Here is an 11,349-nt window from a genome sequence, read left to right as displayed (position 1 = left end):
GCGTAGGCGGCAAAGAACCCCCACACGGCTTCGATGACCCGTTCGGACAGCGCCTTGTTGCCCAGCTTGATGCGATAGACGGCTCTCGGGTGGATCAGACGCTTGAGCTCCCTCACCCCCTGCAGATGCAGCAACATCAGACGCACCACCTTGATCCCGCCACCGGTACTCCCGGCGCAGCCCCCCACAAACGAGGAGAACATCAGCAGTACCGGCAGGAACAGCGGCCATTCGGCAAATCCTGCCGTACTGAAGCCCGCCGTCGTGGCGATGGAGACCGACTGGAACAGCGCATGATCCAGAGTTTCCTTCCAGCTGTCGTAGTTGCCGTGTGCCATCAACACCAGGAAGCAGACGAGTGTCAAAGCCAGCTGGATGGCAAGGAAGACCTTCACTTCGGGATCCCGCAGATAGACCCCGATCCGCAATGGCCGATGGGTGAAGGCCGCAAAGTGCAGAGTGAAATTCACCCCTGCGATCAACAGAAAGATCACCGTAATGAGGTTGATGGTCGAGCTGTTGAAGTAGCCCATGCTGGCATCGTGGGTCGAGAATCCGCCGATCGCCACGGTCGCGAAGGAGTGGCAGATGGCATCGAACAGCGTCATCCCTGCCGCCCAGAATGCCAAGGCACAGACAGTGGTGATGAACAGGTAGATATACCAGAGCGCCTTGGCCGTCTCGGCGATGCGCGGGGTGACCTTGTTGTCCTTGACCGGCCCGGGAATTTCGGCGCGATAGAGCTGCATGCCCCCGATGCCGAGCAGCGGCAGGATAGCGACCGCCAGCACTATGATCCCCATGCCCCCCAGCCACTGCAGCAGCTGACGATAGAACAGAAACGCCTTGGGCAATTCGTCGAGCCCGGTCAGCACGGTTGCCCCTGTGGTCGTCAACCCGGAAAAGGATTCGAAAAAGGCCTCTGAAACCGACATGTCAGGCACGTCACCCAGCATAAAGGGCAAGGCACCGACGCTGCCAAGTACGGTCCAGAACAGCACCACGATGAGGAACCCCTCTCTGGAACCCAATTCCCGCTTGTGATGACGATTGGGAAACCAGAGTGCCACCCCGAGCAGCAGGGCAATCACAAAGGCACTGACAAATTCAGAACCGCCCCCATCCCGATAGCCAAACGCCACCAGCGCTGGCAACAACATGGTCGAGCTGAACAGCGCCACCAGCAGGCCAACAATGCGGATAATGCTCAGGATGTGCATTCCTGCTCCCTATCAAGAATCAAAGAGCAATGGATTCTAGCCATCTAAGGGGTCAAGGGATACCCGCCCATGAGTCCGATCGATCAATTCCCGATCAACCTGAGCCCAAACTGATGATTCCCAGGCCACCTGCAGGGAGACCTGTTGACCATACTCGGCCGCCAGCACCTCGCCACCGTAGTTGCCCACCAAAGCTTCGACTACCCCTATATCACCGTAATCACAGTGGATGATAGAAGGGGTGCGCGGTACCTTGAGTAAAGTGGTCAGCTGCTTGAGGGCGGTTCCGACGCCACCGCCATAGGCCTTGACCAGACCGCCGGTGCCAAGCTGGATCCCGCCGTAATAGCGCACCACCACGGCGCAGATCTCGCCAAGACCAGAACCCATCAGCTGGGCCAGGATAGGTTTGCCCGCCGTCCCCGAGGGCTCACCATCATCGCTGAAGCCATATACCTGGCTGTCTTGCGGGTCGCCCGCCACAAAGGCCCAGCAGTGGTGACGGGCAGCTGGGTGCTGTCGTTTGGCCTCGTTCACCCACGATTTGGCCGCCTCCACCGTCGGGGTATGGGCGATCAGGGTGATGAAGCGGCTCTTCTTGATCTCTTCGCTGAGCTCCAGCGGTGCAGCCGGAATGGAATAGGCAACCGCCATCAGAGCCCTGCTTGTCTGGTCATGTTCTCCACCCCGTCGGCATGCAACACCACGTTATCCTCGATGCGGATGCCGCCAAACGGGCGCAGCGCTTCCACCTTGTTCCAGTTGACCCGTTTGCCCTGTTCGCCTTGGCGCAGCGGCTCCAGCAGGCTGTCGATAAAGTAGAGCCCCGGTTCGATAGTAAACACCTGGCCCACCTCCATCACCCGGGTACAGCGCAGATAGGGGAACAGCTCGGGCGCCGCCAGATGGGTGCCACGTTCGTCCTGCATGAAGCCACCGGCATCGTGCACCTGCAGACCGAGGAAGTGACCGAGGCCATGGGGGAAGAAGACATTGGTCACCCCTGTGTTGATCATCTCGTCCACCGACATGTCCACCAGCTCGGTGGCCTGCAGCAGGCGCGCCAGCTTGTGGTGCATCAGCAGGTGCAGCTCGCTGTAACGGCGACCCGGCTTGATTTCCTTGATGATTTCCTGCTGCTGCACATCCAGCGCGGCAATAAGGTCGGCAAACTCGCCACGGCGCCACGCCCAGGTACGGGTAATGTCGGAGGCATAGCCATGAAAGTCGACGCCGGCATCGATGAGGAAGGAGTAACGCTCGACATCCGACACCCGCAGGGCGGAAAGGTGGGTGTAGTGCAGGATGGCTGCATTGCGGTTGATGGCGACGATATTGCCGTAGGGCGCCTCATTGGCCCCCTGCCCGACCGCCTTCATGTAGGCCAGGTTGATCTCGAACTCGCTTGCCCCCGCCATGAAGGAGTCCTTGGCTGCGATATGGCCGCGCACCCCGATCCGGTTCGCCTCACGCAAACACTCGAGCTCGTAGTCCGTCTTGTAGGCACGGTGATAATGCAGGTAGTTGAGGACCGCCTCCGGATTGGGCTGGGTCAGCCCCAGCAAGCCGGCCACCTCGAGATGTCCGCCCAGATAAGCCCACTCCTGCTTGTCGGCGGGCAGATGATCCGCCACCTGCTCAGGCCGGGTGATGAAACGAATCTCGAAGAAGTCGACCCAGAAGGCGTTGGGCAGGTCCGCTACCTTGTGCCAGAAATCCACCGGGCGATAGAACAGCAGCACCGGCTTGCTCACGCCATCCACCAGCAACCAGCAATGGGGGTTGTCCAGCACTGGCAACCACGCCTTGAAGTGCGGGTTCACCTTGAAGGGGTAATCCTGATCGTCGAGGAAGATGCGATGCGTCTGGCCGGAGTGGATGGCCAGCCCGCTGAGCCCCTGCTGTTGCAGAATGTCGCGGGTGCGCTGCTGCAAAGTATCGAGGTGCTGGGCAAAAAGTTGGCTGTAGCTGCTCATGGCGTCTTGCTCCGAGATGAATGTGATTGCAGCATAACATCATGCACGGTGAGGCTCGACCCGTCACGCTGCCGCTTCGTGAGGTAACGCATACGTTACAAAACGTTTGTTATCAACAGGAAACCAATAATTAACAAATGAGGAACAATTCAATACACTGCCGGTAGATAACATGAAGTCAGGGATCACTCATGGACAACCTCTGCCTGTGGCAACCGGATCCGCTCAGGATGCAGCAATCCAACCTCTATCGCTTTATGGCCGAGGTCAATCGCTTCCATGGCCTGCAGCTGCAGGACTATCCCCAGCTCTATCAATGGTCGGTGGAGAAGACGACCCGCTTCTGGCCGCTGGTGTGGCAGCATTGTGGCGTCAAGGGGGAGCTCGGCAACATAGTGGCGGAGAACCGCCAGGATATGCAGCGCACCCGCTGGTTCCCGGACAGCCGGCTCAACTTTGCCGAAAACCTGTTGCGCCGCCAGGATGATACCCCGGCCATCATCTCTCGCATCGAAGGAGGCGCCAGCCGCACCCTGAGCTGGCGCGAGCTGGCAGATCAGGTGGCCCGGCTGGCCCAGTGGCTGCGCAGCCAGGGCATAGGCCGTGGCGATGTAGTAGCGGCCTATCTGCCCAATATCGCGGAAACCGTGGTGGCCATGCTGGCGACCACCAGCCTGGGGGCGATCTGGACCTCCACCAGCCCGGATTTTGGCGAGGCCAGTGTGGTGGAGCGCTTCGGTCAGACCCGGCCCAGAGTACTGTTTGCGGTGGATGGCTATCGCTATAACGGCAAGGCCATCGACATCCAGGATAAGGTGGCGGGGGTCATCGGACAGATCGACAGCATAGAGCAGACTGTGTTGATCCCCCTGCTGGACCACCCCCTGCACCTTGGCCACGACTGGCGTCAGATCCTGGCCGGTCAGCCGGATGCCGGTCTGCAGTTCGAGCCCATGGCCTTCAACGATCCGCTCTATATCCTCTATTCGTCAGGTACCACCGGCAAGCCCAAGTGCATCGTGCACGGCATCGGCGGCACCCTGCTGCAGCATTTGAAAGAGCATCAGCTGCACTGCGACATCAAGCCGGGGGAGCGCATCTTCTATTTCACCACCTGCGGCTGGATGATGTGGAACTGGCTGGTGAGCGCGCTCGCCTCCGGCGCCACCCTGGTGCTCTACGATGGCTCTCCCTTCTACCCGGACGGTAACGTGCTGTGGGATCTCGCCCTCGACGAAGAGGTTGCCCTGTTCGGCACCTCCGCCAAGTATCTCGATGCGCTGCACAAGCAGGGTTATGCCCCCATCAAGACCCACAAGTTGCCGCAGTTGCGGCTTATCTGCAGCACAGGTTCCGTGCTGTCGCCGGAGGGGTTCGACTACGTCTATCAGCAGATAAAAACAAATGTACAACTGTGCTCCATCTCCGGCGGCACCGACATCTGCTCCTGCTTCGTCATCGGCAATCCCTTGAGCCCCGTCTATCGCGGCGAGAGCCAGGGACGCGGCCTCGGCCTCGCGGTCCAGGTGTTCAACGAGGCGGGCCAGCCAGTGCAGGGTGAAAAGGGCGAGCTGGTCTGCACCAAGCCCTTCCCGGCCCAGCCCATCGGCTTCTGGGGGGATGAGAGCGGCGACAAGTACCACGCAGCCTATTTCGATCGCTTCGACAACATCTGGTGTCACGGCGACTGGATCGAACTGACCGCGACCGACGGCATCCTCTTCTACGGCCGCTCCGACGCCACCCTCAACCCGGGGGGCGTGCGCATCGGCACCAGCGAGATCTACCGCTACGTCGAGCAGCTCGACGAGGTGGAGGAGAGCATCGTCATCGGCCAGCAGTGGCAACAGGATGAGCGAGTGGTGCTGTTCGTCAAGCTCAGGGCTGGCCTCAAGCTGGATGATGCCCTGCGCGAACGCATTCGCCAGCAGATCCGCCAGCACTGCACCGCCCGTCACGTGCCCGCCCGCATCCTGCAGGTAGACGCCATCCCCCGCACCAAGTCCGGCAAGATAGTGGAGCTGGCGGTACGGGAAGTGGTGCACAACCGCCCCGTCAACAACACCCACGCCCTCGCCGATCCCGAGGTGTTGAACCAGTACCGCAATCGGGTAGAGCTGGCCAGCTGACAAAAATCTCAGTTCACAACAGGCGCCGCAAGGCGCCTGTTTTTTATCCGTTTTGTGATGACGAGCCGCCCCACAAAAACTGTTAAACAAATGTTTTAAATAGGTGTTGAAAATGTCTCCTTTTGGATCAATAGTGAGCCTCGCCCCCTGCTGGGGATAAAGGAGCACCACGCCCCACTGTGTGGGAACAAGGAGACACTCTCATGATCTACCAAGGCGAAACCCTGTCGGTCAGCTACCTGGAAGACGGCATTGCCGAACTCAGGTTCGACGCACCGGGTTCAGTCAACAAGCTGGATCGCGCCACCCTGCTCTCCCTGAGCGAAGCGATCGCCGCATTACAACAAGAACGTGAACTAAAAGGTCTGATCCTCACCTCCGGCAAAGACGCCTTCATCGTCGGCGCCGATATCACCGAATTCTTGGAACTGTTCGATCTGCCGCAGGAAGATCTGCTCGGCTGGCTGAAAAAGGCCAACGACATCTTCAATGCCATCGAGGATCTGCCAGTGCCGACCCTGTCCGCCATCAAGGGCCACGCCCTGGGCGGCGGCTGCGAAACCATCCTCTCCACCGACTTCCGGCTGGCTGACACTACAGCCAAGATCGGCCTGCCCGAGACCAAGCTCGGCATCATGCCCGGCTTTGGCGGCACCGTCCGCCTGCCGCGAGTGATCGGCGCCGACAACGCGCTGGAGTGGATCACCACTGGCAAGGATGTCCGTGCCGATGACGCTCTCAAGGTCGGCGCCATCGATGCCGTGGTCGCCCCGGATGCGCTGCAGAGCGCCGCCGTGCAGATGATCAAGGACGCCATCGCGGGCAAGCTGGACTGGCAGGGCCGCCGCGCCGCCAAGAAGGCCCCGCTGCGCCTCTCCAAACTGGAAGCCATGATGAGCTTCTCCACCGCCGCCGGCATGGTTGCCGCCGTGGCGGGCAAACACTATCCGGCACCGATGGCCGCCGTGAAGACGGTGGAAGCCGCCGCCGGCATGAGTCGGGACGAGGCGCTGGCCGCCGAGGCCGCCACCTTCATCAAGCTGGCGAAAACCGACGTGGCCAAGGCGCTGGTCGGCATTTTCCTCAACGATCAGCACATCAAGGCGCTGGCCAAGAAGGCCGCCAAGCAGGCGAACAAGGCCACCGGCCATGCCGCCGTGCTGGGTGCCGGCATCATGGGGGGCGGCATCGCCTACCAGTCCGCCAGCAAGGGCATCCCGGCGGTGATGAAGGACATTAACGAGAAGGCGCTGGCGCTCGGCATGAATGAGGCCACCAAGCTGCTCAACGGCCAGCTCGAAAAGGGTCGCATCGACGGCATCAAGATGGGCCAGGTGCTCTCCGCCATCACGCCGACCCTCAGCTATGACAACGTCAAGCATGTGGATCTGGTGGTCGAGGCCGTGGTCGAAAACCCGAAAGTGAAGGCGGCCGTGCTGAGTGAAGTGGAAGGCGTGATCGGCGATGACGCCGTGCTCGCCAGCAACACCTCAACCATCCCCATCTCCCTGCTGGCCAAGAGCCTGAAGCGCCCCGAGAACTTCTGCGGCATGCACTTCTTCAACCCGGTGCACCGCATGCCACTGGTGGAGATCATCCGCGGCGAGCAAACCTCGGACGACACCATCAATCGCGTGGTGGCCTACGCCGCCGCCATGGGCAAGTCACCTGTGGTGGTCAACGACTGCCCGGGCTTCTTCGTCAACCGCGTGCTGTTCCCCTACTTCTTCGGCTTCAACAAGCTGGTTGCCGACGGCGCCGACTTCGCCGCCGTCGACAAGGTGATGGAGAAGGAGTTTGGCTGGCCCATGGGCCCCGCCTACCTGCTGGACGTAGTCGGCATCGACACCGGCCACCATGCCGGTGATGTGATGGCGCAGGGTTTCCCGGCCCGCATGACCAAGGAAGGCCGCACCGCCATCGACGTGATGTATGAGGCGAGCCGCTTCGGTCAGAAGAATGGCAAGGGCTTCTACGCCTACGAGGCCGACAAGAAGGGCAAGCCGAAGAAGGTGGCCGACGCCGCCAGCTACGAGCTGCTGACCCCCATCGCCAAGCCGAAACAGGATTTCGACAAGGAGGCCATCATCGCCCGCATGATGATCCCGATGATCAACGAGGTGGTGCTCTGTCTGGAAGAGGGCATAGTTGCCACGCCAGCCGAAGCCGATATCGCGCTGGTCTACGGTCTGGGCTTCCCTCCCTTCCGCGGCGGCGTGTTCCGCTATCTGGACACTATCGGTCTGGATCGCTATGTCGCCATGGCCGACCAGTATGCCGATTTGGGCCCCCTCTACCATGTCAGCGACAAGCTGCGTGAGATGGCCGCCCAGGGCAAAACCTTCTACTGATTGCGGAAAGGAGATCCATTCATGAAAGACGTAGTCATTGTCGACTGTATCCGGACCCCCATGGGCCGGTCCAAGGGTGGCGCCTTCCGCAACGTGCGTGCAGAAGACTTGTCCGCGCACCTGATGAAGTCCATCCTGCTGCGCAACCCCAACCTCGACCCGAACGAGATCGAGGATATCTACTGGGGCTGCGTGCAGCAGACCCTGGAGCAGGGCTTCAACATCGCCCGCAACGCCGCCCTGCTGGCCGGCATCCCGAAACAGGTGGGGGCGGTCACCGTCAACCGCCTGTGCGGCTCCTCCATGCAGGCGCTGCACGATGCCTCCCGCGCCATCCAGGTGGGTGACGGCGACATCTTCATCATCGGTGGCGTCGAGCACATGGGTCACGTGCCCATGAGCCACGGGGTGGACTTCCACCCCGGCATGGCCAAGTCGGTGGCCAAAGCCTCCGGCATGATGGGGCTGACCGCCGAGATGCTCGGCAAGCTGCACGGCATCAGCCGTCAACAGCAGGACGAGTTTGCGGCCCGCTCCCACCGCCGTGCCCACGCCGCCACGGTGGAGGGTCGCTTCGCCAGGGAGATCGTCGGGCTGGAAGGGCACGACGCCAGCGGCGCCCGCTTCTTCTACGACTATGACGAGGTGATCCGCCCCGAGACCACAGTCGACACCCTGAGCCAGCTGCGCCCTGTGTTCGACCCGGTCAACGGTACCGTCACCGCGGGCAGCTCCTCGGCCCTGTCCGATGGCGCCGCCGCCATGCTGGTGATGAGTGCGGATCGCGCCAAGGCGCTCGGCCTCACGCCCCGCGCCAAGGTACGAGCCATGGCCATCGCCGGCTGCGACGCCGCCATCATGGGTTACGGCCCGGTGCCGGCAACCCAGAAGGCGCTCAAGCGTGCCGGCCTGACCGTCGGCGACATCGACTTGTTCGAGCTGAACGAGGCGTTTGCCGCCCAGTCCCTGCCCTGTGTGAAGGATTTGGGTCTGCAAGACCTGGTGGACGAGAAGGTAAACCTGAATGGCGGTGCTATCGCCCTGGGTCACCCCCTGGGCTGCTCCGGAGCCCGCATCTCCACCACCCTGATCAATCTGATGGAGGAGAAGGACGCCACCCTGGGGGTCGCCACCATGTGCATCGGTCTGGGTCAGGGCATCGCCACCGTGTTCGAGCGGGTGTAATACCGGCATCCTTGTACTACTGAACGTTGTCCCTTTCGGGGCCAGTCTGACTGGCCCCTTTTCAGATCTGTGGTCGCCGCCACACGGGGTGGCGACCTGACGTCAGAAACTGGTTATGGGCCGTCCCGTTTGGGTCGGCCTTTTTTTGTTTTCCTCTTCCCGACCCGCGGATATTGCCCCTAACCTCACATTAGATGGGGGGCTTGCTTGCTTTTTGCTCCCCCGACAGGTTCAATCTGCACAAAAAAATGGGTGGATGCACATACATATGTCAATGAGCAAACAACTGCTGATCGTCGATGACGACCAAGAGATCCGCGAGCTGCTCAACGAGTACCTGACCCGGGCAGGCTTCGAGGTATTGACCGCAGCGGAGGGCAACGAGATGCGCCAGCAACTCGCCCAGCACAGCCCGGACCTGATCATTCTGGACATCATGATGCCCGGCGACGACGGCTTTACCCTCTGCCAGCAGATCCGTCGCGACTCCCAGGTTCCTATCATCATGCTGACGGCGGCCTCCGACGAGGCGGATCGGGTGATCGGTCTCGAACTCGGTGCCGACGACTACATCGCCAAGCCGTTCAGCCCGCGCGAGCTGCAGGCCCGCATCAAGGCGCTGCTGCGCCGCGCCGAATTCCGCCAGCCGGAGAAAGAGAAAGAACCTAGCCGCCGGCTGCGTTTTGCCGAGTGGACCCTGGACACCCTGAGCCACCAGCTGACCCACGAGGATGGCAGCCTGCTGGATCTCTCCGGCAGCGATGCCATGCTGCTCGGCATGTTCCTGCAGCAACCCGGCGTGGTGCTCGACCGCGACACCATCTCCGATGCGACCCGTGGCCGCGAGAGCCTGCCGATGGAGCGCGGCATCGACGTACAGATCAGCCGGCTGCGCCAGAAGCTGGGTGACAACGGCAAGAGCCCGCGCATCATCAAGACCATCCGCGGCAGCGGCTACATGCTGATCGCCGAGGTTCACGAGCTCCCATGAAGAGCAGACAGGTAGCAACAGCATGCTGATCAACCACAGGCACGAACGGCCATGACCAATAAATGGTCCTGGGGGATACTGGTGCCCCGCTCCCTGCTATCGCGGATGCTGCTGCTGTTGCTGCTGGCGATCCTGCTCTCCCAAACCATTCTCACCGGCATCTGGATGCAACAGATCCAGAAGCGGGAGCTGGAGGGGATGCTCAGCACCACCCGCAACCTGGCGCTATCGGCCGCCTCCACCGTCAACTTCTTCAAGTCGCTGCCGCTGCAGTATCGCCACATCGCCCTGGACCAGCTGCGCAACATGGGGGGCAGCCGCTTCTTCGTTTCCCTGAACGAGGAGGAGATCCACATCAGCGCCATCCCCGACAGCGAGCGCAAGATGCTGGTGCTGCAGGAGGTCGAAGGGGTGCTGAGCCGCAAGCTCTCCGACGCCATGGCGATCAAGGTGGATTTCTCCCGGCCCGAAGATCTCCACGTCTTCAACAACGACACCCTGCTGGCGGATCTGCCCTCCTCCTGGGCCCGCTATACCCTGTCGCTGGAACCCATCAACCCCCCGGTGCTGGTGACCCAGATCGAGATAGAGCCGGGCGAGTGGCTCTATCTGGCAGCCCTGTTGCCGGCCCCTTACATGACGCTGGATGACACCGTCATGCCGAGCAACCAGGTGCGCTTCATCGCCCTGATGACAGTGTTCCTCTGCTTCTTTACCTTCATGCTGGTGCGCTGGCAGACCCGGCCCCTGCGCCGCCTCGCCAAGGCGGCGGTCAACCTCGGCAAGGATATCGACCAGCCACCCCTTCGGGAGGAAGGCGCCTCCGAGATCGTCGCCGCCACCCGCGCCTTCAACATCATGCAGCACCGCATCCGGCGCTATATCGATGACCGGGAGCGGTTGTTCAGCTCCATCTCCCACGACCTCAAGACCCCCATCACCCGGCTGCGGCTGCGGGTCGAGCTGCTGGACGACGAAGTCCAGATCGGCAAGTTCAACAAGGATCTCGACGAGCTGGAGCTGATGGTCAAGGGGGCGCTGCAGACGGTGAAAGAGACCGACATCCACGAGAACATCGAAGAGATCGACATCAACGCCCTGCTGGAGCAGATGGCCGAGTCGATGAACCTGCACGACGAGCGGCTGACCATAGAAGGGCACTGCAAATGGCCTTATCGTGGCAAGCTGCTGGCCCTCAAGCGCTGCATCGGCAACCTGGTGGACAACGGCATCAAATATGGCCAGAAGGTGCGCATCATCATCATGGACGACGAGGAGATGCTAATCCTCTTCATCATGGATGAGGGCCCCGGACTGCCGGAAGATCAGTTCGAACGCATCTTCGAGCCCTATTACCGACTCAGCACGGATCAGGCAGGGACCGGCCTCGGGCTCGGCATTGCCCGCAACATCGCCCATGCCCACGGCGGCGATCTGGTGCTGGAAAATCGTCCGCAAGGCGGCCTGCAGGCCACCCTCTCCCTGCCAAGGTAGTAC

Annotated in this window: 8 protein-coding genes (1 of these 8 running past the window's edge); 5 read left to right on the top strand and 3 right to left on the bottom strand. The window is 61.6% G+C overall.

Annotation, left to right across the window (positions count from 1 at the left end; genetic code table 11):
* The 3 genes in view from MRK42_RS00550 to pepQ are tightly spaced (at most 36 nt apart) and all read right to left on the bottom strand, a layout consistent with a single transcriptional unit that may run on beyond the window.
* On the bottom strand, nucleotides 1–1,220 hold the 5' portion of the coding sequence (locus tag MRK42_RS00550; protein ID WP_061476969.1) for a TrkH family potassium uptake protein. It extends 238 nt beyond the left edge of the window; the window shows 1,220 of its 1,458 coding nt (coding positions 1–1,220); its start codon is at nucleotides 1,218–1,220; the stop codon falls past the left edge of the window.
* 36 nt (nucleotides 1,221–1,256) lie between these two features.
* The gene (locus MRK42_RS00545; RefSeq protein WP_354688714.1) at nucleotides 1,257–1,874 is read right to left on the bottom strand and encodes a YigZ family protein; all 618 of its coding nucleotides are present in this window, start codon (nucleotides 1,872–1,874) and stop codon (nucleotides 1,257–1,259) included.
* A complete protein-coding gene (gene pepQ, locus MRK42_RS00540; RefSeq protein WP_354688713.1) occupies nucleotides 1,874–3,196 on the bottom strand; it encodes a Xaa-Pro dipeptidase in 1,323 nt (440 codons plus the stop codon). The genes MRK42_RS00545 and pepQ overlap by 1 nt, the downstream gene beginning before the upstream one ends.
* Before the next feature lie 191 nt (nucleotides 3,197–3,387).
* On the opposite strand from pepQ, the gene MRK42_RS00535 reads away from it, so the two are divergent.
* The 5 genes from MRK42_RS00535 (at nucleotide 3,388) to MRK42_RS00515 (ending at nucleotide 11,346) form a co-directional block, all read left to right on the top strand.
* Nucleotides 3,388–5,325: an acetoacetate--CoA ligase gene (locus MRK42_RS00535; protein WP_354688712.1), complete on the top strand. Its 1,938-nt coding sequence runs from the start codon at nucleotides 3,388–3,390 to the stop codon at nucleotides 5,323–5,325.
* A 203-nt stretch (nucleotides 5,326–5,528) separates the two neighbouring features.
* The gene (gene fadB / locus MRK42_RS00530) at nucleotides 5,529–7,676 is read left to right on the top strand and encodes a fatty acid oxidation complex subunit alpha FadB (RefSeq protein WP_354688711.1); all 2,148 of its coding nucleotides are present in this window, start codon (nucleotides 5,529–5,531) and stop codon (nucleotides 7,674–7,676) included.
* Nucleotides 7,677–8,861 carry an acetyl-CoA C-acyltransferase FadA gene (gene fadA / locus MRK42_RS00525; RefSeq protein WP_216993385.1) on the top strand — a complete coding sequence of 395 codons (1,185 nt, stop codon included), beginning with the start codon at nucleotides 7,677–7,679 and terminating at the stop codon, nucleotides 8,859–8,861.
* Between the two features lie 268 nt (nucleotides 8,862–9,129).
* On the top strand, nucleotides 9,130–9,852 hold the full coding sequence (locus tag MRK42_RS00520; RefSeq protein ID WP_042073435.1) for a response regulator transcription factor: 723 nt from the start codon (nucleotides 9,130–9,132) through the stop codon (nucleotides 9,850–9,852).
* Between the two features lie 51 nt (nucleotides 9,853–9,903).
* The gene (locus tag MRK42_RS00515) at nucleotides 9,904–11,346 is read left to right on the top strand and encodes an ATP-binding protein (protein WP_042027102.1); all 1,443 of its coding nucleotides are present in this window, start codon (nucleotides 9,904–9,906) and stop codon (nucleotides 11,344–11,346) included.
* The last annotated feature ends 3 nt before the right edge of the window (nucleotides 11,347–11,349 follow it).

The organism is Aeromonas sp. 19NY04SH05-1, assembly GCF_040581895.1.
GTDB lineage: Bacteria > Pseudomonadota > Gammaproteobacteria > Enterobacterales > Aeromonadaceae > Aeromonas > Aeromonas enteropelogenes.
The sequence above is the reverse complement of the archived record's forward strand: the minus strand, read 5'-3'. Positions and strand labels throughout refer to the sequence as shown.

Excerpts from the sequence above, each read along its gene's own strand:
- MRK42_RS00545 (WP_354688714.1), bottom strand. The coding sequence starts at position 1,874 with ATGGCGGTTGCCTATTCCATTCCGGCTGCACCGCTGGAGCTCAGCGAA.
- pepQ (WP_354688713.1), bottom strand. The coding sequence starts at position 3,196 with ATGAGCAGCTACAGCCAACTTTTTGCCCAGCACCTCGATACTTTGCAG.
- MRK42_RS00535 (WP_354688712.1), top strand. The coding sequence starts at position 3,388 with ATGGACAACCTCTGCCTGTGGCAACCGGATCCGCTCAGGATGCAGCAA.
- fadB (WP_354688711.1), top strand. The coding sequence starts at position 5,529 with ATGATCTACCAAGGCGAAACCCTGTCGGTCAGCTACCTGGAAGACGGC.
- MRK42_RS00520 (WP_042073435.1), top strand. The coding sequence starts at position 9,130 with ATGTCAATGAGCAAACAACTGCTGATCGTCGATGACGACCAAGAGATC.
- MRK42_RS00515 (WP_042027102.1), top strand. The coding sequence starts at position 9,904 with ATGACCAATAAATGGTCCTGGGGGATACTGGTGCCCCGCTCCCTGCTA.